A 26,159-nucleotide genomic window follows, 5' to 3' on the forward strand; every position below is an offset into this window, starting at 1 on the left:
AGTTGAGCTGAAGTTAAAAAATAGATGAAATTTTTGTGCCGAATGGTTACAGAATGAAGTAATCATCACTGCTGGTTGCCTGAGTTTTATCGGTAGTCTTCCCTTGATATGTCTATACTGGTACAAGGCAGGCGAAACGATTCCTGCATACAGGCAAGGAGGCAATGATGGGATCGCGACGGATTACACTCGATGGCAATGAAGCGGTTGCGAATGTTGCCTATCAACTGAGTGAAGTTATAGCAATTTATCCGATAACTCCTTCGACCCCGATGGGTGAACAGGCCGATGCCTTTGCCGCCACCGGTAAACCTAATCTGTGGGGTGTGGTGCCCACTGTTTACGAGATGCAATCAGAGGGTGGGGCTGCCGGTGCACTGCACGGTGCGATGCAGACCGGTGCGTTGACTACGACGTTTACGGCATCGCAGGGCTTGTTGTTGATGATCCCGAACCTGTTCAAGATGGCGGCTGAGATGACCCCCGGTGTCTTCCATGTGGCTGCCCGGGCCATCGCGACGCAGGGGTTGTCAATCTTTGGTGATCATTCCGACGTGATGGCAGCACGGGCGACCGGCGTGGGTATGCTGGCCTCGGCTTCGGTGCAAGAGGCACACGATCTGGCCCTGATTGCCCACGCCAGTTCGCTGGCCGGGAAGTTGCCGGTGATCCACTTCTTCGACGGATTTCGCACCTCGCACGAGGTGAATACAATCATTGCGCTTGAGGATGACGAAATCCGGGCAATGATTAAAGATGAGTGGGTTCATGATCAGCGTGCGCATGCGCTGTCGCCAGAACATCCGGTCATTCGCGGTACCGCGCAGAATCCCGATGTGGCGTTTCAAGCCCGCGAGCGTATCCAGCCAATCCTTGACGCCTTCCCCGCCGTCGTGCAAGCGCAGATGGATCGCTTCGCCAGTATCACCGGTCGGCAGTATCACCTCTTCGACTATTTCGGTGCGCCTGATGCCGAGCGGGTGATTGTCGTGATGGGTTCGGGTGGTGAGACAGCTCGTGAGACTGCCTTTTATCTTAATCAACAGGGGGAGAAGGTTGGGGTGGTACAGGTTCGGCTCTTCCGTCCGTTTGCAGAGGCCGCATTCCGCGCCGTACTGCCGCCAACGGTGAGAGCGATTGCCGTGCTTGACCGCACTAAAGAACCGGGAGCTGCCGGTGAGCCGCTCTTCCTCGATGTCGTTGCCGCTCTGCGCGGGCAGCCGATCACGATCATCGGTGGCCGCTATGGTCTGTCGTCGAAGGAGTTCACGCCAGGGATGGCGGCAGCAGTGTTTGCCGAGTTGAACAAGCCCCAACCGAAAGCGCACTTTACCGTCGGTATCATCGACGATGTGAGCAACAGTAGCCTTGAATATGATCCAGACCTCTGCATCGATCCGCCGGGCACCGTCCGTTGTGTGTTCTGGGGGCTGGGTTCTGATGGTACCGTCGGCGCAAACAAGAATAGTATCAAGATCATCGGTGATAGTAGCGAAGGTGATGCCGAACGTTACGCGCAGGGCTATTTCGTCTACGACTCGAAGAAATCGGGGTCGGTAACCATTTCACACCTGCGCTTCGGCCCATCCCCATTGGCAACACCCTACCTGATCGGCAAGGGTCAGGCGCAATTCGTCGCCTGCCATCAGTTTAGCTTCCTCGAACGGTTTGATGTGTTGCAGTATGCAGCGCCTGGGGGAGTGTTCTTGCTGAATAGCCCCTACGGCCCGGATCAGGTCTGGCATCAGTTACCGTCGGTAGTGCAACGCAAGATTCGCGATCTGAAGCTACGTTTCTATGTGATTGATGCCACCGCTGTCGCCAATGAAGTCGGCATGCGTGGACGCATCAATACCGTGATGCAGACCTGTTTCTTCGCCATTAGCGGTGTGCTGCCGCGCGATGAGGCGATTGCTGCAATCAAACAGGCTATCAAGAAGACATACGGTCGGCGCGGCGATACAGTGGTACGGCAGAACTGGGCAGCCGTGGATCGCACCCTTGATCGTCTCTACGAAGTGCCCATTCCACCGCCGACTGAAGATAACGGTCTGGCGATGCGGCCTCCGGTACCGGCCAACGCCCCCGCATTTGTACGGGATGTCCTGGGCGCGATGATTGCCGGTCGCGGTGATGAGTTGCCGGTAAGCGCAATTCCAATCGACGGTTCGTTCCCCACCGGGACAACCAAATGGGAGAAGCGTAATATCGCGCTCGAAATACCGGTCTGGGATCCGAATATCTGTATCCAATGCAACAAATGCGTCTTCGTCTGCCCGCACGCGACGATTCGGGCGAAGGTGTACCCTGAAGAGGCACTCGCCGGCGCTCCTGAAGGCTTCCTGAGCGCACCGGCCCGCTTCAAAGAGTTTCCCGGTCAGCGTTACACTTTGCAGGTCGCACCCGAAGATTGTACCGGTTGTGGCCTCTGCGTTGAAGCCTGTCCGGTGAAAGACAAGCGGGCTGTCGGTCGCAAGGCAATCAATCTCCAACCACAAGCCCCCATTCGCGCACGCGAGGCGACGTACTGGGACTTCTTCCTCTCGCTACCTGACGTTGACCGCACGCAGATCCCGATGGGCAGCGTGAAGCACACGCAGTTGTTTGTGCCGCTGATGGAGTTTTCCGGCGCATGCGCCGGCTGTGGCGAGACCCCCTATCTCAAGTTGTTGAGCCAGCTCTTCGGTGATCGGGCGATTATTGCGAACGCGACCGGCTGCTCGTCGATCTACGGTGGGAACTTGCCGACCACCCCCTGGACGACCAACGCCGAGGGGCGGGGGCCGGCCTGGTGTAACTCGCTCTTTGAGGATAACGGTGAGTTTGGGCTGGGGATGCGGTTGAGCATCGATCAGCAACTCGCGCACGCGCAGATGCTGCTTCAGCGGTTACGGCCATTGCTCGGTGCTGAGTTTGTCGAGGACTTGCTCAATGCCGATCAGCGCACAGAAGCCGGTATTCGTGAACAGCGTGAACGGGTAGCCATCCTCAAGCAGCGTCTAACTGAGCTGTTGCAGGATAATCCGCCAGAAGCACCACAGATGCGTGATCTGCTGGCGCTGGCCGATGTGCTGATCCGACGCAGTATCTGGATTGTGGGTGGTGATGGCTGGGCCTACGACATCGGCTTTGGTGGTCTCGACCACGTCTTCGCTTCGGGGCGCGATGTGAACATTCTGGTGTTGGATACGGAAGTCTATTCCAACACCGGTGGACAGGCCAGCAAGTCAACGCCAACCGGTGCAGTTGCCAAGTTCGCCGCCAGTGGCAAGGGTGGCGTAAAGAAAGATCTGGCTCAGATTGCGATGACCTACGGTGATGTCTACGTAGCCCGCGTCGCGTTTGGGGCCGATGATGTCCAGACCCTGCGCGCCTTCCAGGAGGCTGAAGCTTATCCCGGTGTGTCGCTCATTATTGCCTACAGCCACTGTATTGCGCACGGTTACGATCTACGCCGTGGGCTGGAACAACAGCGCCTGGCAGTCGAGTCGGGCATCTGGCCGCTCTACCGTTACAATCCGGCTATTCACGAAGGCTCACCGCTGACGATTGACTCGAAGGCACCAACTATCGATCCTGAAGTCTACCTGCGTGGCGAAGGACGCTTCCAGATGCTACAACAGGCTAATCCGGCGCGCTACGAACAGTTGCTCGCCAGTTTGCGGCGGCAGGTAGCGCTGAAATGGGCCCATTTACAGTGGATGGCAAATGAGCTGCTGGCTGAAACCAAGGAGGGGCTGCGATGATTGATCTGAGTACGACCTATCTGGGGATGCCACTGCGCACACCGCTGGTCGCTGCGGCATCTCCGATTAGCCGGAACGTTGAGCTGGCCCGCCAGCTTGAAGAGGCCGGCCTGGGCGCAATCGTGATGTATTCGCTCTTCGAGGAACAGATCATTCAAAACAGCCTCGAACTTGATCGGATGCTCAGCTACGGCGCCGAGAGTTTCGCCGAAGCGCTCAGCTATCTGCCCGAACACGGTGTGTACAGCGTTGGCCCGGAACGCTATCTCGAACAGGTGGCGGCATTGAAACGCGCATTGAGTATTCCGGTGATCGGCAGCCTCAACGGCGTGTCGGCAGGTGGCTGGGTGCGTTATGCCCGTCTGATCCAGGAAGCGGGAGCAGATGCACTCGAATTAAATATCTATTTCATACCGGTGGATACCAACATCACCAGCAGTGAACTCGAAGATACGTATGTGGAACTGGTGCGTGCCGTGCGGGCCGAGATCACCATTCCCCTGGCGGTCAAGATTGGCCCCTATTTCACCGCCTTGCCCAATTTCGCCTGGCGATTGATGGAAGCCGGTGCGAATGCACTGGTGCTGTTTAACCGCTTTTACCAGCCCGATTTCGACCTCGAACAACTGACAGTGCGCCCGAACCTGCAACTGAGCACATCAGCCGAATTACGTCTGCCACTACGCTGGATTGCCCTGCTCTACGGGCGGATTCCAGTGGAGTTCGCGATTAGCAGTGGTGTGCATAGCGCCATTGATGCTCTGAAGGGCTTGATGGCAGGTGCCAGCGTAGCCATGATGGCTTCAGCCCTACTGCGTGGGCGGGCACCCGATGTCTTGCGCAGTGTTCTGCACGATATGGAATTATGGCTCACCGAACACGAGTATGAGTCGATTTCACAACTCCGTGGGAGTATGAGCCAGCGGGCAGTGGCCGAGCCGGCAGCGTTTGAGCGGGCAAACTACATTCGGGTACTGGAAGATTACCGGCCACCGTATGCGTTGGGGAGCCATACCGATCTGACCGGTCGGATGCTCTATCCATTTATCGACGAGACATAGTCTTTAACGCGCGCATTGCTGTCTTCCTTGCCACCGACGGTCTGGACACCCAGACCGTCGGTGTGTTGATGAGCAATGATCTTGAACGGATAAGATACTCTACCATCATCACCCCACCTCTTGACAACCACCCGTCGTATGTCTATACTTCATTCCATCAAGCGATTGATTAAATACATCCACGCAATGAAGCGTCTCACAACAGCGCACGAATGAGTCGGTGAATCGCTCAATCACCATCACCCTGGCTCAGGTTATCACCACAGATTGCAGCGTGTTCACAGCGGCCTAGCAGTTTAGGAGCGATGCAATGATGCATGAAAGTCAGACTGAAGCCGGTGGGAGTGCTGAGCGTATTCTCGCTGCCGCCGCGGCACTCTTCGCCAGTTATGGCTATCACGGCATGTCGATGCGTGCGCTGGCCGCAGCCGTAGGTTTGAATATCGCAACCATTCACTACCACGTCGGTAGCAAGCTCGATCTCTACCGGAGCGTTTTTCGACGGTTAGCCGAACGCGAACAGGCAGTGATTACCGCCCATATTGGTGACATTCCACCAGCGCTCATCTCTGATCCGGTAGCGCTCCAACAGCGGCTCAATGATCTGATTGACGCGCTGGTTGATCTTACGCTGACCCATCCCGAAATGCCGCGCCTCTGGCTGCGGCGCTGGCTCGAACAGGATGATTCGCCGGGTGCGCTGGAAGCTGAGGTCTCGGCACCGCTTTATACGCTGGTGCTTGATCTCTTGCAGCGTGCGCAGGCTGCCGGCTCTATTGCGCCAACGCCTGATCTGCGCCTCATCCTCCATAGCTTTACCTGGATACTCTACGGCTACTTTGCCGGTGGGCCACTCGATCCGACCGGTCTGCGACTTGATCCTGCCGACCCGGAGCGGGTGGCCGCCTTCAAGCAATTTTTGCACCTTTACACGGCCAGGTTGCTGGGCTTTCCCGATCCATCAGAACCCGGCAATAGCACATAAGGGCGGTGATCCAGGAAGGAGCGAGGTATGAGTCGGCTGCTGCGCTACATCACGTATTCGATGGGCAATTTTGCCAACACAATTGCCTACCAGGTCTTCGGTAATCGGATTCAGTTCTACTATGTGGATGTGTTAGGGCTAAGTGCCGCTACTGCCGGTATTATCTGGACAATCTACGGTTTGTGGAATGCGATTAATGACCCCTTGATGGGGCAGTTATCCGACCGCACGCGCACACCAATGGGACGGCGTGTGCCGTATGTCGTCTTTGGCGCAGTGCCGCTCGGCCTCTCATTCTTTTTTCTCTGGACACCGCCGGGGCAGTCACCCTGGTTGTTAGCCGCCTATTTTCTCATCATTCTGTTCATCTTCGATACCCTCTACAGCCTGACCATTATCGCCTACAATTCGCTCTTTCCTGAAGTAGCCCCTAATTTACGCGAACGGATCAATCTGTCGGCAACCCGTGAGGTGTTGGCGACCATTGCCCTTCTGCTGTCGTTTATTCTGGCGCCGATTCTGGCCGAGACGGTGGGCTACATCTGGATGGGGGCAATCATGGGAACGCTGGTAGGGGTGGGCTACCTGATCGCAATGATTGGGGTGCGTGAAGCTCCGGTGCAGCATGACGGTCAGCAGGTACATCTGCTCACCGCGTTGCGGATTACGCTCGCCAGTCGACCGTTTCGCTGGTTTATTGGCGCGAACATCGCCAAAGAGTATGTCTGGCTGGCACTGGCTGCTATGCTCCCATTCTGGCGCAAATATGCGCTGGGTATTCAGGGGCCTATCGAAGTGGCCGGTATCCGGCTGAGCGCTGGCGATGCAGAAGCGATTCTGCTGGGAGTGCCGATTTTGCTCACCATTCCGATGCTGCTGGCCTGGCGACCACTGGTCACCCGGATCGGGCCGCGGCGCGCCTGGATGATTACCAGTCTCTGCTTTATTCCCGGTTTTGTGATGATGATGCTGGCAACCGATTTTGTCTCCGGCCTGATGGGCACACTGCTGGTGGTGCCAGGGCTTGCCGGTTCGATGTTGATGCCGTTTCCGCTGATCTCCGAGGTGATCGATGACGACGCGGCTCGCCATGGTGTACGCCGGGAAGGTATCTTCTTCGGGATGAATGGTGGGATTACCAAACTGGCCTTCTCGGCGCAAGGGGTGCTCTTTGCGAGTGTGCTGTCGCTGGCCGGCTATGTCGCCGGGAGTGATCTGCAAACTCCTGGCGCCATTTGGGGCATTCGTTTTCTGATCGGTGGCACGACAATTATCGCCGCCTTGATCATCGTCTTTTGTATGTGGAAGTATCCGTTGGAGCGAGCGCCGAAAGCGGCATTGGCGCCGGAAAGGGTTGTGTCGTGAGTTTTCCTGCTACAGGAATGGCTCCAGCCGAAATTCTGAGCGCACTACAGCGCTTTAAAATGGCCGATCTCGATTGGCAACACGGTCGGGTGTGGGCGTATGTCTATCAACCAGATGCAGCGGCAACCGATCTCATGCAACAGGCGTATCTCCATTATCTGACCGAGAATTGCCTTGATCCCACCACCTTTCCCAGCACCGCTCACCTCGAACAGGAAGTGGTGCGGATGGTTGCCGATCTGCTCGGTGGTGATGAAGAGACGTGCGGGAATGTGACATCAGGTGGGACTGAGAGTATTCTGCTCGCGGTCAAGACGGCTCGTGACTGGGCACGCCACCAGCGGCCAGGGATTGATCAACCCGAAATGGTGCTCTCGCGTACTGCCCATGCCGCTTTTCACAAAGCGGCGCACTATCTGGGCGTCAAGCCGGTCGTGGTTGATTTTGACCCGCTAACCTTCGCGGCTGATGTGGCGGCGATGCGGGCCGCGATTAACGAGCGTACCATTATGCTGGTGGCGTCAGCGCCTTCGTATGCCCAGGGTGCGCTCGATCCGGTGGCCGACATCGCAGCACTTGCCCAGGAATACGGCCTGCTTTGCCACGTTGATGCCTGTGTTGGTGGGATGTATCTGCCGTTTCTACGTCAGTTGGGTCGTGAGATTCCGCCCTTCGATCTGAGTGTGCCGGGGGTGACATCGCTTTCGGTTGATTTGCACAAGTATGGCTACGCCGCCAAAGGGGCATCGGTCATTCTCTACCGCCATCGTGCGTTGCGCCGCTATCAGTTGTTTGCTTCGACCGATACCACAGCCTATACGGTCATCAACCCAACGGTGCTCAGTTCTCGTTCGGCGGGGCCGCTGGCGGCGGCCTGGGCACTTTTGCGTTACCTCGGTGCCGTCGGCTATCGTCAGATCGTGGCGGTTGTCCAGGACGCCACCGACCGTCTGATTGCCGGGATTGCGGCAATTCCCGATCTTCAGGTGCTGGGTCAACCGGTGATGAGTATGGTGGCTGTGGCCTCACCAACCATCAACGTCTTTCAACTGGCCGATGCGATGCGTCGGCGTGGATGGTATGTTCAGCCGCAATTGTCAGCTCCACACTCGCCACGTAACATCCATTTCTCGGTTTCGTATGGGGTAGCTGGCTACGTTGATGCACTGCTCGCCGATCTTGCAGCCTGCGTTGCCGAGGTGCGCCACTGGCCGCCGGTTGACCGCAATCTGGTTGAGATGGCCGTTCGTTCGCTGACCGTTGATCATTCTCCGTCCGCTGTACAACAGCTCTGGCAGGCCATCGGGTTGGCTGAAGGCCGGTTACCGACCGATATGGCTCTGATTAACGAAGTGCTCGATGCGCTGCCCGATGCGATTGCCAATGAACTAGTGATTGATGTCTTCAATGCGCTGTTTTAGCGGTAGTTCCTGTCACCCGCTGCCTGGATGTTGGTTGCCACTGATGGTTTGCTGGCCTTGCTTGTGATGCGGCATAGCTGCAGGAAGGGGTAGTATGACGGCGACAATCTCTCGACGAGTCTGGTTGATCACCGGTGCCGGAGGTGGTTTTGGGCGCAGCCTCGTGCGACAGCTTCTCGAACGTGGCGAGTATGTCGCTGCTGCCGACCGTAGCCTCGAACTGCTCGCCGCGCTACCTTCCTCAGAAGACGGATGTCTGTTTCCGGTTGCTATCGATCTTACCGATCCGATGACCATCCAGGCTGGTGTGGCAGCGGTGATCGACCGGTTTGGACGGATCGATGTGCTGGTGAATAACGCCGGTCTGGGTCACGGTGGCCCGCTCGAAGAGGTGTCATTGACCGACATCCGGCGCCTGTTCGATGTCAATATCATCGGGATGATGCTGATCACGCAGGCTGTCTTGCCGGTGATGCGGGCGGCTGGGGGTGGGCGGATTATCAATCTTTCATCGGATAGCGGGGTCATCGGCTTCCCGTTTCAAGGTCTCTACACTGCAACCAAGCATGCAGTGGAAGGTTTTTCCGACAGTCTGTATCAAGAGGTGGCTCCGTTCGGCATCCACGTCTCGGTCGTTCAACCCTGTGGGATGTTCAAGACGGCGATGCCGGCGAATGCGATTGCCCAGGCCCGTTCAGCGCTGAAACCTGATAGTCCCTACGCTGATCGTGTCTTACGAATGGCGTCTGCCCTATCCGCTGCCTGGGAGACAGCGCGTGATCCCGCTGAAGTTGCCCAGGCCATTCTCGACGTTGCCGATGCCGATCCGCCACCGATTCGTCGGCGAGTTGGCGCTCCTGAGCGTACCGGCTTGCTGGGTCTGCGTCAGCAGATGAGTCACGATGATCTGGTACGGTTTATCTACCGGCTGACAGCCGAACCAACGCCACCACCGTTGCCGAAAGTGCGCGGTGATGGTGGCTGGCTGGTGGTACGCACATTGCGGGAAGCGGGTATCACCCATGCCTTCACCATTGTTGGTGGTCACAACTATCAGATCGTCAATGCCTGTCGTGAAGAGGGCTTGTGTGTCATCGATGCCCGCAACGAAATGCATGCCGCCCATATGGCCGATGCGTTTGCCCGACTGGCGCGTCGTCCTGCCTTGCTCACCGTTGATGCTGCGCCGGGGTTGGTGAATGCGGTGGCCGGGATCGAGGTAGCTTATGAAGCGCAGGTGCCGATGATTGTCGTTTCGGCGCAGGGTTCACTGGCCGGACGGGATATTGGAGTCATGCAGGCGATTGACCAGCTCCGGCTCGTGCGCCCGATCACAAAATGGCAACGCACCTGCTTCGAGACCAGGCGCCTACCCGAATACACGGCTGCTGCCATCAGACATGCAACTACCGGTCGGCCTGGGCCGACCTTTCTGGACTTTCCACTTGAGGTGATGCAGGCGACCATTGATGTTGAGACCGTCCCTCAACCGCGTCACTATCGGGTGACGAGCGGCCCGCTGGCCGATCCCGACTTGCTCCGGCAGGTGATCGAGATGCTACGCAAGGCACGTCGGCCCCTGATTATTGCCGGCAGCGGGGTCTGGTGGGCGCACGGCGAAGCCGAACTCGTTCGCTTTGTCCAGACAACCGGCATTCCGGTGTTGACGCGCAACCTGGCACGCGGCATCATCCCTGACGATCATCCGCTGGCAGCCGGCTTTTACCCGTCTCCCGCCGCCCTGGCCGACGCCTTTCTGGTTATCGGCACCCGGCTCGATTGGACAATCGGTTATGGACGACCGCCGCTCTTCTCGCCTGATGCACCGGTAGCCCAGATTGATCTCCATCCCGAAAGTATCGGCAAGACACGACCGATTGAGATCGGAATTGTCGCCGATGCGGCGCAGGCACTGCGGCAATTGAACGCAATGGTGTCGGCAACCGGGCCGTGGACAATGGATGCAGAATGGCCGGCGCTGGCGCACGGTAGTATCGCTGCAATGCGCCAGCAAACGGCTGCTGCGGCCCAATTATCAACCCGCGATCAACGACCAATCCATTCGATTGAACTGATGCAGGCGCTGGCCGAATGCCTTCCCCGCGAAGCGATCAAGGTTGTCGATGGCGGTTACAGTGCAGCCTTCGCCATCCAATACCTCGACGCTTACGTCCCCAGCGGCGTGCTGTGGGTTGGCAGTACCGGACATCTCGGCGTCGGCTTAGGCTTTGCTATCGGGGCCAAACGGGCCAGACCCGATGCACCGGTGGTGGCAATTATGGGTGATGGTGCCTTTGGTCTCTGTGGGATGGAGTTTGATACCGCGGTACGCCACCAGTTGCCGATTGTGGTAGTCGTCGCCAACGATGCCGGTTGGGGTGAAACGCGCGACGGTCAGCGACGACGGTGGGGAGACGCAGCCATCGTCGGCACAGCGCTCAATCCAACCCGCTACGATGAACTGGCCCGTGCTCTCGGCGGGCACGGCGAATATGTCACGCGCCTCGACGAACTGGCGCCGGCTATACGGCGCGCTTTTGCAGCGGGAAAACCGGCATTGATCAACGTCATCACCGATCCCGAACAACGCAGCAGTGCCGTCAGCGGTCTGCCGTGGATTGTAGAGTAGAATAACCGGTAAGCGATTCTGCTTTCAAGCCAGGTATTCATCAAGGAGGATGCGATGACCCCGGTGGCCGCTGCATTAAGTTATCTTACGGAACATCGTGATCAACATCTGTCTGCACTGTACGAATTGCTCAGCATCCCCAGTGTAAGCATGGATCCGGCCCACCGGGCCGATATGGTGCGAGCCGCTGAATGGCTGGCAACCTGCCTGCGGCACATTGGGATGCACCACACCGAAATTGTCGCCGACCACGGGCTGCCACTGGTCTACAGCGAATGGCTTGGTGCCGAACAGGCGCCAACGCTGCTCATCTACGGCCATTACGATGTACAGCCTGCCGACCCGGTAGCTGAATGGCATACACCACCCTTTACACCCTCGCTGGTCGGTGAGAACCTCTATGCTCGCGGCGCATCCGATGACAAGGGCCAGGTGATGGCCGTGATCTTTGCCCTGGCTTCCTGGCTCCAGACCAGCGGTCGTTTGCCGGTTAACGTTAAATTGATCATCGAGGGCGAAGAAGAAGTTTCGAGTACGCTGCTTCATCGTTTCGTGGCCGATCAGGCAGAACGGCTGCGTTGTGATGCGGTGTTGCTGGTGGATTCGATGATGCTCAGCCCACAACAACCACTCATCCTCTACGGCACAAGGGGCAATTGTTATCTGGAAGTGACTGTGCGTGGCCCAAAGACCGATCTCCACTCCGGTACCTTTGGCGGTGTGGTGGATAATCCGTTCAACGTGCTGGTGCGCCTGCTTGCCGCACTGCAAGATGGTGATACACGCCGGGTTCGGGTACCGGGGTTTTACGAGAAAGTGTGCATCGTTGATGACGAAGAGCGAGCGTTTATCAATCGCCTACCGGTGAGTGATGCGGTATTGCAGGCGCTGACCGGTGTGCCGGCGCTGGCCGGAGAAGAGGGCTTTACACCGCTTGAGCGGGCGAGTATCAGGCCAACCTTTGATATCCACGGCATCAGTGGCGGTTTCACGGGGCCGGGCAAAAAGACGGTGATCCCGGCTCAGGCCAGGGCCAAACTCTCGATGCGTCTGGTACCACATCAAGACCCGGTTGAAATTGGTGAACTGGTGCGGAACTTCTTACAGCAGCAGGCACCATCAACCGTGCAGGTATCGGTAGAGGTATTGAGTGCATCGTGGCCGGTGCTGGTTGATTATCGTCATCCGACGGTGCAGGTGGCTTCAACAGCCTTCGCAAAGGCATTTGGGCGACCGGCGGCCTTCTCAATTGGCGGAGGCACGCTGCCAATTGCGGCAACCTTCCAGAAACACCTGCAAGCGCCGCTCGTCATTACCGGCTTTGGCCTGCCTGACGACAACCTGCACGCGCCGAATGAAAAGATATTTCTGCCCTGCCTGTTTGGCGGCAGTGCAATGATCATTCACTATCTGGCCGAACTGGCAGATGCGTATGTCTTAAGATAACCAGGTTGCAACCTTTATCACCACAGAGACACAGAGGAGATGGGGATAACCCAGGTTGATACTGTGAGGCGTGACAGGGTGCTTGAACGTCTATTATCACGCTGGGCTATCGTGCGCCTGTCGCCCAGGCGCATGACCGCGTGCCAGGCACTAACGACCACCTCCCCGGCTGCTGGTTCAGTGGCAGTGCGCCGCTCCAGCCGTTCCGGCACGTGCTGGATGGGTTGTCTTACCCGCTCGTCATACCCGTGCCGCACCGTTGGAGTGCAGCAGCCGTGCTCACGATCCGGCGCGTGGCACACCGTTACTCATCCTGGTCACGGGGATGCTGGATATGCTTGTGTCGATCATCGAGTCGGTCAGGCATGAATGCGCCACCTGCGCGTAGACGTTCGTGCCTGTGCACCAGCGGCCACGGCCAGCACCTGACGGCGGTGGCGAGGATGCCTGCACGCGGGCTGGAAGCCCAGCCACGTATCCATGACGATGTGATATGGGGCGTCATATCGGTTACTGGGTAACAAGTGGGTAACGCATAGACCGCCGTAACGGGGCGGGATGTGGGTACGGACAGGTTGGGTGTGGGTGGGAACCCGCCCCTACCGTCGGAATGGGGCGGGATGGGTACGGACAGGTTGGAGGCGGGTTGGGAACCCGCCCCGCCTAATCTGCGGCGACCATGCGCTCTTTTTCGACCACCGTCAATCCCAACTGTTCTCGTATCGGCGTTCGTGGGCGGAGATAATTGCGAACCTCACTGGCAATAATCTCGGCAGTCATCCGCAACTGGGCCAGCCAGGGCGCGGGGGCCATCTGTTTGTGCATATAGCTGTCGAAGGTTAAGCGTTGCACATCGTAATTACGGCACATTTCAGTAAATACCTCCATCTGCCGCTCGTTACCGTAGCCCCACATCTGCAAAAAGCGCAAGAAGCGGTACATTGTGCCGTACTGTTTCCACCAGCGCCGTTCGTAGTGGCGCAGGTTTGCCGCACTGGGAGCATCGAGATACTCGGCCAGTGTTTGGGCTGCCATCTGGCCACTCTTCATTGCCCAATAGATACCTTCGCCAGAGGTATGTACGACCAACCCGGCGGCATCCCCGATCAGCATCGCACGGTCAAACGCCATATGTGGTCGAGGTTCCATCGGCAGTGCGTGCGCCTCGCGCAGGATCGTCTGTCCACCAGCCAGGGCATCACCAAGCCGCCGCTTGAGGTTCGTCAACAACTGTTTTGCTGCGGTACTATGGCGAGGTCCGGCACCGATACCTACGGCGATATGGTCACGCTTGGGAAAGGCCCAGGCGTACAGATCGGGACTGACTTCATAGCCGAGGTACAGGTCAGCCGTCTCCTCCCAGCGCGCCATCTTGTCTGGGGAGAGCTTAATGCGCTCTTGAATGGCCACTGCGCGGGGGAGATGGGGTAAGCCGAGAAACTTCGCCGTTGGCGAATAGGCACCATCGGCGCCGATGACCACATCGGCCCAGACCGAACCTTCATGGCCGGATGGCGTGCGGTAGGTGGCGACAACCCCACGCCGGTCAACCCGCAAACCGGTCAACTGGGCGTGGATCAGATCGGCACCACGCTCTTGGGCACGCTGACGCAAAAAGCTATCAAAGACCTCGCGCCGCACCATGGCGACGTAATCATCGTCACTGGGGATCGTGCCGGCTACCGGTACGCGCGTCTCCTGGCCCGACGGCGACACGATCAGACACTGCTTTACCTTGCGATCAATCAGGCTGGTCGGGAGATCGAATTCACGAAAGGCGGCTGGCGGTACTGCGCCACCACACGGCTTAGCCTTACTCAACTCCTTTTCTAGCATGATGGTCTCGATACCGAACGACCGCAGCGTGATGGCTGCGGTCGCTCCGCCTACCGATGCGCCAACTATCAGAACCCGTGGTGCCATTCCAACTCACCTCTAGGGGCACAAGCCCGTCAAGCTGCCAGACCAATCGCCGCCGCCAACATGCCCCAGACATAGAGCATAATCGCGGTCGCGTTGAAAAAGACCTCATTGTTTTCAGGGTCACGGATAAAGCGGGCGTTAGGAATGCTCTGCGCTGCCAGTAAGATCGCGACAACCGTTGCCGCAACCGGATGGCCCCAATGGAACAGCAACCCGATCACCGCAATCTGGGCCACACCCATGGTTGTCACGACCATCCGTGCAGCCATCACCTTGCCGTACTGTACCGGTATCGAACGGATACCCATAATGGTATCGCCACGGATGCTCTTAAAATCATTGACGGTCATAATACCGTGAGCACCGAGCGAATAGAGGAGTGCAATCGTCACACTCTCACCGGTCAGCGGGGCAAACGCGGCGTGGCCGGCCATCCAGGCCAGACCTTCATAAGAGATAGCCACCAGTGCGTTACCGATCCAGCCATTACGCTTGCCCCGGATCGGTCGCAAACTGTAGGCGAGAGCGAACACCAGGCCCAGCGCGACAAAAAAAGCAACCTGTCGACCCAGGAAAAGGGCAATACTCGCTCCGATCCAGGTGAGGACAGCGGTCAAAATATAGACGTGCCGTAATGAGACCTGCCCCGAAGGAATGAGGCGATGCGGCTCATTGATAGCATCGACTTCACGGTCGGCGTAATCGTTGACGACTTGTGACAGGCCACACAGGATGGGACCGGCCATAAACATACCAAGGAGCAGACGGCCAATCGACTCATTCCAGCCCAGGGCACCGCTGGCAATAGCGCCACACATAAAGGCCCAGGTTGGTGCGAACCAGGTGACCGGTTTCATCAACTGGATTGAACGCACCAACCATGCATAGCGCGATTGGGGCTGTTTGTGTAGGGGTAGCGACGGAGGAGAAGATAGCCTGGTTTGATCGCTCATGTCGCTCATGGGAAATGCTCTCTAGCGCATTGATGGCGCGGGGGCGCATTCACGCCCCCTTCAACACGATCGTTTACCGTCCGCGAATTTGAGGTGGTAAGACCACAATCCCTGCATCACCAGATGGAATATTGGCCTGATTGATTGACGCCAGTGGGATATTATTCCCCTGGTGGCAGGTGTAACAGCCGGGCACATTGTAAATCTGACCATCACCCAGACGCTGGTACGAATAGCGGCTGGCTGCACCACTACCGGTAGGAATTTCCGGTTTAGCAATCGCGCCGTAGCGCGGCCAGTTCTCGGCCAGCCAGGTTGTCAGCAGTAACATACGTTGTGCCTTCAACTTATTGTAGGCGTACAGCGGATTAAGGACATTATCGCCAGCCGGATTCAGCTCATAGGCCACAAAGTTACGCGAGTTGTGACAGAACGTACAGCCAACCCCAAGCGACCAGGCTTGATAATTCATCACGTTCTGGTTAATGGTCACCTGATCCTGCGTGCGACCGCCATCATAGGTCAGGGCAAGTGAACCACGCCCACTTTCGGGATCATTGGGATCGAATGGCTTCCAGACCTGATAATTGTAAATATAGAAGAGGATGGCATCTTTGAGCAGCACCGGCTCGCGAATCGCTTCGGGCTTCTGCGCCGGGTCAAGGATCGCCATTCCATTGGCATCGAGCGGATCAACCGTTACCTTAATCGGTGGCACCGAATTGATAAATTGAGCACCGAATCCCTCAAGATTATTAGGTGCATTGTTATGACAGGTTGCGCACTGGACATAATTCCCCTGCCAGTTGGGGAGGTTGACAATGAACTCTGCATTTACGTCACGCACCAGACGCAACATGTTCCGGGCGGCAATCTTCTGCGGATATTCATCACTGGCAAAGTTGTTGATGTTGTGACAATATTGACAACCAACGCCAAGGGCACCCGAAACATACTGCTGCATGTACGTCCAGATTTGGGCTGAACTCATCCCAATCAGCACCTGGACATTTACCGTATTTGGATACTGTTGGATCCAGGCCTGACCAGCCTGTACTCCTTCGTTCCATGCCTGCGTACCCATCCAGTTCTGGCGGCCATCGGTGGGAGTGACCGGAGGTGAGCTGGTGATAACTTTAATCCCGTCACTTGGACTCCAGCGTGCACCGGCTGTTTGTGCGGCCTCCCGTTGCGCACGGCCTAACGTCAAATCGTATACCCACCAGAAGGTGGCCGTCGTAATGACCGCGACAACGATTCCCACCGCCACCGAAACAACGATCGCCAATTGCCGATCACTTGGTCGTGACGATTGCATGGGCCTCTCCTGATCCAGATCGGCGAACCGATATTATCGGCGCCGATGCAAGCGCGAGATTGCGGCGGAAGGGCGACGCCGCCCCTGACTATGTATCGGTACTAAGTATACACGAATTGTTTTTTGAGGTCAATTTTTTTATTTATGTGCAAAAACGCCGAATCTCCGTCGCCTGCGAACAACAACCGCCAGCAGAAACGCTGCTGGCGGTTGCCGTCTCACGCGAGCCGTGGCCGGCCCGCCATCGGTCAAATCCCGAACAGCGCACGCGCTGCACTTAACAGCAGAGCACCGCCTTCGGCATTCGACAGCCAGTTGTACTCTGGGCTGCTCAGAACGATGAAGTGGATAAGCAGCGCCACCACAAAACCGAGAATAGTAAAAATGACGATATTCGTCCGCACCGGGCTGCGAGGCTGCATGAATAGTCCCTCCTCACTCTACATCATCTAGGGAAGCCACGGTTTCCAGAGATAGACCAGCAGGTGGGCAATGGCTGCAATGACACCAAAGCCGTAGAACGACTTCACCACGATGTCGTGCAGCAGCCAGTCCTGGTTGTTAAACAGCGGACGCCATTTTGGTGGAACCAGATCATCGTCGTCGCGCATGGGCGAACCTCCACTCTTCTGCTACCGGCGAGATTGTGACCGACACCCGGCTGGTCTCCTGCGAAACTGCCGCTATCGTAAGCGCCCTTCAGCGGTATTCGTTGAAGACCATGCAACGGCGGTGTGTTGCTTAAATTATATAGAAATCAAAGAAAAATGTCAATCCGTTGCTTTTAAGAAAAAAGACAATCCCAGGTTGCGATTCTTCTGGCATTCCGTGCTCAGTAAGCAGGTTGTTTCAAATGCCTGTAACTGCTTTGGGTTGGGTGCGTGCAGATGTTGTTGGTCGATGATTCGGTTGATTCGTAGCGTACCTGCGTGATGTTACGGCTGGGTAGCCCTGACTCCCAGCGATGCGTTATTGGGTTGCTAGAAGTTATCTCAATACTGACCGACTCCATAGATCGTGACGAGCACACACCGTATCCCCGTGACCAGCAGGGTAAACGGCGTAACACGCGCATGATCGTGAGCATGGCTGATGCGGCAGCCACGCTGCCGCACTCCAAACTCCGCGACACACGCCTGACGAACGGGCAAGGCCACCCATCCAACCAGGATGGCATTGGCTAGAGATGATCGTCAGCCCTTCGCCTGTGCGATGGTCGGGTAGCACGACCACACAGATTTTTACGAAATAAGTTCTAGTTGAGTATGGATGCGTTGCGTCACGGCAGTCTTCTGATTGCATAGGTGCAGGTGCTGAATTTTTTGTGCCCTACCATCTTCATCATTCATGGTTTCCTGAAAAGAACTTCCATCCTGCGACTGACGCCAATCTCTCACCAGACCGGTTATACTGCTATGACGATATTTGTCTTGTCAGGAGTTGCTATGCACCACCTGCGTCTGTTATTTCCGTATCTGCATCGTTACCGTCGTCGTTTGCTGCTGGGCTTGCTGGCAGCAGCCCTTGGCGCATCCGTCAGCGCTCTCGCTCCGCTGGTCTTGCGCCTGGCAGTTGATCGGGTTGCCAACGGCACTATCGTTCCGCTGGAATTGATCTGGTTTGGTGGCGCATTGATTGGTCTGGCTATCATTGATGGTGGCCTGAAATTTGCCCAGCGCATGTTGATTGCGGTGACGTCGTATCGAATTGAGAACGATCTGCGTGCCGATCTGTTTGATCGTCTGTTGTCGTTTGAACAGATGTTTTATCAGCAACACTACACCGGCGATCTGATGGCACGTCTGACGAACGATTTGAGTGCGGTTCGTCAGTTTCTTGGCCCTGGGCTTAACGGTGCCGCTACTGCGATTCTGACCTTTCTGGCTGCCGCTGTGTTGATGTTTCTGGTTCAGCCGGTGCTGGCGTTGATTGTGGTCTTGTTGTTGCCGTTGGCAACGATTGTGTTTGTCGCTATCGGTGGCCGGATGCGCCAGATTTTCCATCGGGTGCAGGATCAGTTTGGTGTGCTGTCGACTCGTGCCCAGGAGAATTTTGCCGGTATTCGCACAGTGAAAGCCTTTGCTCAGGAAGAGGCTGAGATTGCGGTGTTTACCGCTGATAACGAGCGGTATCGTGATCTGAATCTACGCTATGTGCTGCTGTCGGGCGCGTTGTGGCCGGCAATGACACTGTGCCTCGGTCTGATTTCGGCGTTGATCTTGCTGGTTGGTGGGCAGATGGTAGCTGCCGGGACGCTGACCATCGGTGAGCTGGTGCAGTTCAATGCGTATCTGGCGCTGTTGGCCTTCCCGATGATCATTCTGGGCTGGATGGTTAATCTGTTTCAACAGGCAACCGCTTCGCTCGAACGGTTAAGTGACATTCTGCGCCGTCAACCGCTGATTACCTCGCCGGCAACGCCACGTCTGCCTGCCGGCGAGGGCGAAATTGAGTTTCGTGGTGTGGGTGTGCGGGCCGGCCATTCCGATCAGCAATGGCTGCTGCGCGATCTGTCGTTCCGGGTGCCGGCAGGTACGGTGCTGGCTATTGTTGGGGCGACCGGTGCCGGGAAGACGACGTTGATCAATCTCCTTGGTCGCGTGCGCGATCCTGATGTCGGGCAGGTGTTGGTTGATGGGATTGATATCCGTGATCTCGATCTGGCTGCACTCCGACGAATGATTGGCTATGTGCCGCAGGAGAGTTTTCTCTTCAGTATTCCGTTGCGCGAGAATATTGGGTTCGGCGTCGAAACGGTTGATCCTGATCGCCTCAATTACGTGGTTGAGGTCTCTCGTCTGGTCAATGATCTGGATCAGCTACCCGGTGGTATGGAGACGATGGTTGGTGAACGAGGAGTTACGCTGTCTGGTGGTCAGAAACAACGGGTTGCGATTGCCCGGGCCTTAATGCGCGATCCGCGGATTCTGGTCCTCGATGATGCGTTGAGTAGCGTTGATACTCACACGGCGGCCCAGATTCTGGCCGGCCTCCGCACCGAGATGACCGGTCGAACGACTATCATCATTGCCCAGCGGATTGCCACCGTGCGTGATGCCGACCAGATCATTGTGCTGGACGAAGGTCAGATTGTTGAACGTGGTTCGCATCAAGAACTGCTTGCCCGTAACGGACGTTATGCAGCTATGTATCGCCGCGAGTTGATCGCCGCGGAGCTGGAACGTGATGATTAGCAGGTTCGGAATGTGTCAGCAGAACCTTACGGGATTGGGTGAAGGCATTGCCTTCATAATCATAATCATCAGACTCACCGGGGTATATCTGAATAGGCGCTAAGCAGGTCTGGCGTGTTTTCAGTCATAAGGAGTTCAGAGTGGCACATCAGTTTGATGATGACACAATTCTCGGTAAAGCCTACGATGGCCGTTTGGTGCGGCGTCTGGCAACCTATGTCATTCCCTATTGGGGGCGGCTTAGTGTTGCAATTGTGCTGTTGATCGGAGCGATCCTCTCTGATCTGGTGCCGCCGTTGTTGATCCAACAGGCCATCGATGGTCCGATTAGTGCCGGTGTCATTGACGGTGTCTGGCCCTACTTTGTCGCCTTTCTTGGTGCGCTGCTGGCCAATTTTCTATTCCGCTATAGCCATTCCTACTTCATCAACAGCGTCGGTCAGCAGGTGATGAAGGATTTGCGAGTTGCGATCTTTCGTCACATTCAGTACATGAGCCTCTCGTTCTTCAATCGCAACCCGGTGGGGCGGTTGATCACGCGCATTACCAATGATGTTGATGCGCTCAACGAGTTCCTGACTCAGGGTGTGGTGATGATTGTGGCCGATCTACTGACCCTGATCGGGATTATTGTGGTGATGTTTGTGCTGAACTGGCGTCTGGCCTTGATCAGTCTGGCGACGTTGCCCGTCTTGATGCTGATTGTTTCCATCTACCAGCGCTTTATGCGTGCGGCATATCGCCTGGTACGGCAGCGCCTGGCCCGGATCAATGCCTTCCTCAGCGAGCAGATCAGCGGTGTCCTGGTGACCCAGCTCTTCAACGGGGAAGCACGTAGTCGGGCAGCGTTTGCACGTTTGAGTGATGACTACATGCAGGCCAACATCCGTTCAGTACTGATCTTCGCGATCTTTATCCCATCGGTCAACCTGCTGGCCGCCATCGGTACGGCAGCACTGCTGTGGGGCGGTGGCAACGGCGTACTGGCCGGTTGGGCATCGCTGGGTATGCTGGTAGCGTTTATTCAATATCTCGAACGCGCCTTTCAACCCATCCGTAATCTGGCTGAACGGTATACCGTTTTGCAGTCGGCGATGGCATCGGCAGAGCGGATTTTTGCGGTGCTCGATACACAGGCTGAGGTCCGCGACCCGGTGCAACCCCGTACCCTGCCGACGCCGGTGCGGGGCGAGATCGAGTTGCGCAATGTCGTGTTTGGCTACAATCCGCAGGAACCCGTGTTACGCGGGATCAGTCTGCATATTCCTGCCGGACAATCGGTTGCTATCGTTGGCGCGACCGGTGCCGGCAAGAGTTCGCTGGTCGGGCTGCTAGCCCGGTTCTACGATGTGCAGCAGGGCAGTATCACGCTCGATGGGATCGACATTCGCGATCTGCCGCAGGCTGAATTACGACGGCACGTTGCAGCCGTGCCGCAGGACCCGGTCTGTTTCAGTGGGACTATCGCCAGTAATATTCGCCTGCACAATAACGCGATCAGTGACGATCAGGTGCGGGCCGCTGCGGAACTGGTCGGTGCCCACCGGTTTATCGAACGGCTGCCGGGTGGCTACAACCACGAAGTGCGCGAACGGGGAGCGAATCTCTCTATCGGCCAACGCCAGTTACTGGCCTTTGCCAGAGCCATTGCCTTTAACCCCGAAGTATTGCTGATTCTCGATGAAGCAACCAGCAGTGTTGATACCGAGACCGAAGCTCTTATCCAGGAGGCACTGGCGCGATTGATGCGAGGGCGCACGAGCATCATCATTGCCCATCGTCTGAGCACCATTCGCCACGTTGATCGGATTATCGTGTTGCACAAGGGGCGAGTGGTTGAGGACGGAACCCATGATGAGCTGCTGGCGCGGCACGGCTATTACTACCGCCTGTATCAGTTGCAGTTTGCCGGCATGAGTGAGTAGGTGGATGTTCACCACCGAGGCACAGAGGACACAAAGACTCGTAAAAACCCTCTGTGCTCTCTGGGTTTCTGTGGTGATAGTCGACACAGCCTGGTATGTATTCACCACCGAGGCACAGAGGACACAGAGACTCTTACAAAACCCTCTGTGCCCTCTGTGTCTTTGTGGTGATCAATCACCCACCGGCTACCTGTCGGCGCGGAATAGCTATCGTAAACGCACTTCCCTCGCCAGGGGCGCTCCGCAGCGCAATCTGACCACCGTGCGCTTCGACGATATGGCGTACAATCGCCAGCCCAAGTCCACTGCCGGGATGACCACGAGCCAGCGAATGATCAACCTGGTAAAAGGGGAGGAAGATTTTTTCTTGCTCGCCGGCAGGAATGCCGATCCCGGTATCTTCGACCCGAATGATCAGGCGGGTTGGTTCATCACGGACAATGAACCGCACTCGCCCACCGGGTTCGGTGTATTGGAAGGCGTTGTCGAGGAGATTGCGTACCAGATGTTCAAATGCCGAGCGGTCAACCTCAATAGGTTGCATTTCTGAAAGGAGGACCTCGAACTGCAACTGCGCCTGGGCTGCCCGTTCGCGAGCGGCGGCGATAAGTGGGCGCAGAATATCGAGCGGCTGTAATTGCACGAAATTGAGTGATCGGCTGCGTACCTCTTGAAAGTAGAGCAGGTTGTTGAGCTGGCGGGCCAGCACTTCGCTGCTACGCCGCATGACGCGAACCGCTTCTTCCTGCTGTGGTGTGAGCGGACCCAGCATGCCGCGGTCGAAGAGTTCGAGATAACCAAGGAGCGACGTGAGGGGAGTGCGGAGTTCGTGCGAGAGGGTAGCCAGGAACTGATCCTTCATCCGGTCGAGGTCTTGCAATTGGGCGTTGGCCAGTGTCAGTTCACGTACCCGTGCCTCAAGCCGCTCGACCAGCTTCTGGTTGTACGAGCGTAACAGCTCCGTCTCCATGACTTCCGGCAAGCGTTCGCGACGCCCCTCAATGAATTCGGCGATCTGCGCCGGCAGCGCACGGGCGTCAATCGGCTTACTCAGATACCCATCGCAGCCGGCAACTAAGGCACGTTCGCGTGATCCGGGTGAGGCATCTGCGGTCAGGGCGATAATCGGCACATTGTGCATGTGGGCCAGCGAACGCAGGCGGGTTGTCGTCTCGTAGCCATCGAGACCAGGGATGCCGAGATCGACCAGCACTAGCGCCGGATGGGTCGTGCGGGCAAGCGCGAGACCACCAGGGCCGTCTTCGGCGATGACGACCTGATAGCCACGAGCGCTGAGTACTCGCTGAACCAGACGCTGATTGTCTGGGTTGTCTTCAATGTACAGAATTTGTGGCAACTGGTTCATGGCGTCGTTGTGTCAATGTTTACCGGCGCTGCCAGCAATGCCGGTTGCGCAACCGGTATCGTGAAGGTAAATGTTGAACCAATCCCTGGTGTACTATCAACCCAAATTCTTCCCCCCTGGGCCAGCACTAATTTGCGCGTGATCGCCAATCCTAAACCGGTACCGCTGAGCCGTGACCGGCGACCGTGAATCTGAACAAATTCGTTGAAGATTTCGTGTTGTCGTTCCAGCGGTATTCCGATGCCGGTGTCTGACACGCTGACCGCAACATACCGCCCGACTTTCCCGTCTTCATTTACTTCATCATGCACTCGTGCGCTTACTGTAATAGTACCACGTTCTGTAAACTTGATTGCATTCGAGAGGAGATTAAACAGAATTTGCCGCAGTCGATCACCATCAGCGGCGATGTCGGGTAAGGTGACCGGGACTGCATTGCGCAACGTCACCGGTCGGTTTCTCAGCAGCGTCTGGACGGTATCACAGACCTCGCTCGTAATATTATAGAGATTGACATTGCTAATTTCCAGATTGAGATGACCGGCTTCGATGCGAGCCAGGTCAAGCAATTCATTGATGAGATGAAGCAGGAAGCGTCCGTTCCGATTGATACTCTGGATGTCTTCGCGCTGCGTCGGAGTTAACGGCTGATCGGTATCATCGAGTAACACGGTAGAAAAGCCAATGATGGCGTTCAACGGTGTGCGAAGCTCATGGCTGATACTGGCCAGAAAATCGCTCTTGCGCCGGTCGGCCAGTTGTGCCCGTTCCAACGCCACCCGCAGCTCTTCGGTTCGTCGCGCTACCTGTTGTTCAAGGTCGTTGTAGAGCTGGACATTCTCAATCGTCAGACCAACCATGCTGGCAAAGGTCAGCAGTTGGGCGGCATCGCGGGCCTGCACCGGACGCTGACTCAGTTTGTAATCTGCCGAAATAATCCCGATCACCACATCGTTACGACCAAAGATAGGCGCCTGGACATACGAACGACTGGCTGAGGCGGCTTGTTTGATCTTGTCAACCCGCGGATGTTCCCAGGGATTATCAACAATGATAGCTTTCCGGCTCCGCACGACATCTGCTTCGACACTGCCACCGTCTACCCGCAGTGGATGCGCGTTGGCAACCGCGAGAAACTGCTGTGCCTGATCTTCATTGCCGGGGCCAAATGAAGCACTTACAGCCCGCAAGACATCACCGTCAACCAGATACAGTACCGCCCGATCAAAGCCAAATCGCTCACACACCACTTTTGGAATAGTCTCTAGCAAGACCGGCCAGGAGAGAATACTTTTTAATTCATTGGAGACGGCATTAAGGGTGGCGAGTTGACGGGCATTTTCTTCCAGCTCGACGATTTTGCTCTGAAGTGTATCGGTCATGCGGTTGAAGGCGTCAACCAGTTGCCCGATCTCGTCAATTCCGGCTACGGGCAGGCGTCGCGAGAGATCGCCACCCGCTACCGCCTGCACCCCCTCGCGGAGAACGCTGATCCGACTGGTGAACGAGAACGACAGTAAGAGTCCGAGAAAGCCGATGGAGATAATGATCATCAACAAGACTACGACAAGCTGATTCCATAATCGGCTCTGGCTCTCGCTGAGGCGCTGACCGGTGGCGATTGCCGGTGCATCAATCTCGTTGGCGGGTATCACCAGCGCCACACTCCAGCCGGCAGTTGTGATGGGGGCATAAGCCACGTAGCTGGCCTGCCCATCTTCCTGAATGAGTTGCACGCCTGATTGCCGTGCCACCATCTGCTCGGCGACAGCCCGGAGGTCGGTGTTGGTTGAATTGAGCAGGTTTTCGGTCTGGTATGGCTGATCCCAGCGTCCATTCGCTTGCATGTTTGGCCGTACCACAACATCGCCATTCGCATTAATGAGCAGGGCATACCCGCTCGAACCAACATCAACCGTCAACAGGTCTTGTTGAATCGTTTCGAGCAGGAGATCGAAGGCAACGACGCCGATGAATTGACCCTGTTGGTCATATAGCGGGCTGGCGCACGTTGTAGCCAGTAAGCCGGTGTTGGCATCGACATACGGTTCCGTCCACACCGTTGTGCCGGCGTCACGGGCTTTGACGTACCACGGTCGTACCCGTGGATCGAACGATTCGAGGGTTAACAACTGATCAATAACGGCTTCATTGTCAAAGGCAATAATGCCTCCCGTTTCCAGCGCGATATAGCCAATGTTGACCAGCGGGTTACTAGCCACGATTTCTCGCAAGAGAGGGATAACGCGGCGCACATACCCGATTTCGGCAGCGTAGGTTCGCAGTAAGTCTTCGCTGGGTCGGGGCGCTATCCAGACCCGCTCGTTGCTGAATTCGACTACCGGTGCGTTGTAGCGTTGCAGGGCGTAACCGGCAACGGTTTCCACTTGTTGCTGGACACCGATAAGCGATGCATCGTAAAACTGGGCCTTGTCGGCGGCACGTTGGCGCAGGCTGGCGGTCGCCTGCTGGCGGAGGGCGTTTGTGCCCTCAACGACAGCCGTTTCACGGGCAATATTCAAACTGCTCAGTCCGAGCCATCCAACGATAATCAGTGGTGGTAAGGCCAGACCGAGCAGCAGGAGCAGGATTTTGAGCTGTATGCTTGAGCGAATGGCGTTCATCATGAATGCACACAACTATGTTGGTAGCCGTGACACGGCTGTTGGTTATGAAATCGTTATGTATGGTAACAGAAAGTGGTGTAGATCGCAATTATCACGAGATGACGGATGCCTTACAGTAAGTGAGACAGGACTTGGTGAGACGGTTCACCTGTCTGTGGAATGATACACCCGTTGGCGCGGGCTAAAAACCTATGCTATGT

The 26,159-nt window shown here is 56.7% G+C and carries 16 protein-coding genes; 9 read left to right on the forward strand and 7 right to left on the reverse strand.

Going from position 1 to position 26,159, the window contains the following annotated elements; genetic code table 11:
• Window positions 1-164: 164 nt before the first annotated feature.
• From nifJ to CAUR_RS10900, 7 genes are all read left to right on the forward strand, one after another.
• Complete coding sequence (gene nifJ, locus CAUR_RS10870; protein WP_242604909.1) at window positions 165-3,746, forward strand: pyruvate:ferredoxin (flavodoxin) oxidoreductase; 3,582 nt, start codon at window positions 165-167, stop codon at window positions 3,744-3,746.
• The gene (locus tag CAUR_RS10875) at window positions 3,743-4,807 is read left to right on the forward strand and encodes a dihydroorotate dehydrogenase-like protein (RefSeq protein ID WP_012257947.1); all 1,065 of its coding nucleotides are present in this window, start codon (window positions 3,743-3,745) and stop codon (window positions 4,805-4,807) included. Before nifJ ends, CAUR_RS10875 begins: the two co-directional genes overlap by 4 nt.
• A 310-nt stretch (window positions 4,808-5,117) precedes the next feature.
• Window positions 5,118-5,792, forward strand: a complete 675-nt coding sequence (locus tag CAUR_RS10880) for a TetR/AcrR family transcriptional regulator (protein WP_012257948.1) — start codon at window positions 5,118-5,120, stop codon at window positions 5,790-5,792.
• 27 nt (window positions 5,793-5,819) lie between these two features.
• Complete coding sequence (locus CAUR_RS10885; RefSeq protein ID WP_012257949.1) at window positions 5,820-7,157, forward strand: MFS transporter; 1,338 nt, start codon at window positions 5,820-5,822, stop codon at window positions 7,155-7,157.
• Window positions 7,154-8,578, forward strand: a complete 1,425-nt coding sequence (locus CAUR_RS10890; protein WP_012257950.1) for a pyridoxal phosphate-dependent decarboxylase family protein — start codon at window positions 7,154-7,156, stop codon at window positions 8,576-8,578. The genes CAUR_RS10885 and CAUR_RS10890 overlap by 4 nt, the downstream gene beginning before the upstream one ends.
• A gap of 94 nt (window positions 8,579-8,672) precedes the next feature.
• Entirely contained in the window at window positions 8,673-11,207 is a 2,535-nt protein-coding gene (locus CAUR_RS10895; RefSeq protein WP_012257951.1) for an SDR family NAD(P)-dependent oxidoreductase, read from the forward strand.
• A gap of 54 nt (window positions 11,208-11,261) precedes the next feature.
• Window positions 11,262-12,653: a dipeptidase gene (locus CAUR_RS10900; protein WP_012257952.1), complete on the forward strand. Its 1,392-nt coding sequence runs from the start codon at window positions 11,262-11,264 to the stop codon at window positions 12,651-12,653.
• Window positions 12,654-13,316: 663 nt separating this feature from the next.
• Here the strand turns inward: CAUR_RS10900 and CAUR_RS10905 are convergent.
• The 5 genes from CAUR_RS10905 to pufB all read right to left on the reverse strand — a co-directional run bounded on the left by CAUR_RS10905 (window position 13,317) and on the right by pufB (window position 17,458).
• Window positions 13,317-14,576: a geranylgeranyl diphosphate reductase gene (locus tag CAUR_RS10905; RefSeq protein WP_012257953.1), complete on the reverse strand. Its 1,260-nt coding sequence runs from the start codon at window positions 14,574-14,576 to the stop codon at window positions 13,317-13,319.
• Between the two features lie 29 nt (window positions 14,577-14,605).
• Window positions 14,606-15,529, reverse strand: coding sequence for a chlorophyll synthase ChlG (gene chlG, locus CAUR_RS10910; protein ID WP_242604910.1), 924 nt, complete (start codon window positions 15,527-15,529; stop codon window positions 14,606-14,608).
• Between the two features lie 73 nt (window positions 15,530-15,602).
• Window positions 15,603-16,847, reverse strand: a complete 1,245-nt coding sequence (gene puf2C / locus CAUR_RS10915) for a cytochrome c-554 Puf2C (RefSeq protein ID WP_012257955.1) — start codon at window positions 16,845-16,847, stop codon at window positions 15,603-15,605.
• 248 nt (window positions 16,848-17,095) lie between these two features.
• A complete protein-coding gene (pufA, locus tag CAUR_RS10920; RefSeq protein ID WP_012257956.1) occupies window positions 17,096-17,269 on the reverse strand; it encodes a light-harvesting protein in 174 nt (57 codons plus the stop codon).
• 27 nt (window positions 17,270-17,296) lie between these two features.
• Entirely contained in the window at window positions 17,297-17,458 is a 162-nt protein-coding gene (pufB, locus tag CAUR_RS10925) for a light-harvesting antenna LH1, beta subunit (protein ID WP_012257957.1), read from the reverse strand.
• Window positions 17,459-18,292: 834 nt separating this feature from the next.
• Between pufB and CAUR_RS10930 the strand changes: the two genes are divergently transcribed.
• Together CAUR_RS10930 and CAUR_RS10935 are read left to right on the forward strand one after the other, a co-directional pair.
• Window positions 18,293-20,041, forward strand: a complete 1,749-nt coding sequence (locus CAUR_RS10930; RefSeq protein WP_012257958.1) for an ABC transporter ATP-binding protein — start codon at window positions 18,293-18,295, stop codon at window positions 20,039-20,041.
• Between the two features lie 140 nt (window positions 20,042-20,181).
• Window positions 20,182-21,966, forward strand: coding sequence for an ABC transporter ATP-binding protein (locus CAUR_RS10935; protein ID WP_012257959.1), 1,785 nt, complete (start codon window positions 20,182-20,184; stop codon window positions 21,964-21,966).
• Between the two features lie 175 nt (window positions 21,967-22,141).
• Here the strand turns inward: CAUR_RS10935 and CAUR_RS10940 are convergent, their stop codons facing one another.
• On the reverse strand, window positions 22,142-23,332 hold the full coding sequence (locus CAUR_RS10940) for a hybrid sensor histidine kinase/response regulator (RefSeq protein WP_012257960.1): 1,191 nt from the start codon (window positions 23,330-23,332) through the stop codon (window positions 22,142-22,144).
• Complete coding sequence (locus CAUR_RS10945; RefSeq protein WP_012257961.1) at window positions 23,329-25,959, reverse strand: sensor histidine kinase; 2,631 nt, start codon at window positions 25,957-25,959, stop codon at window positions 23,329-23,331. Before CAUR_RS10945 ends, CAUR_RS10940 begins: the two co-directional genes overlap by 4 nt.
• Window positions 25,960-26,159: the final 200 nt, after the last annotated feature.

This window comes from Chloroflexus aurantiacus J-10-fl (genome assembly GCF_000018865.1).
Taxonomy (GTDB): Bacteria; Chloroflexota; Chloroflexia; order Chloroflexales; family Chloroflexaceae; genus Chloroflexus; species Chloroflexus aurantiacus.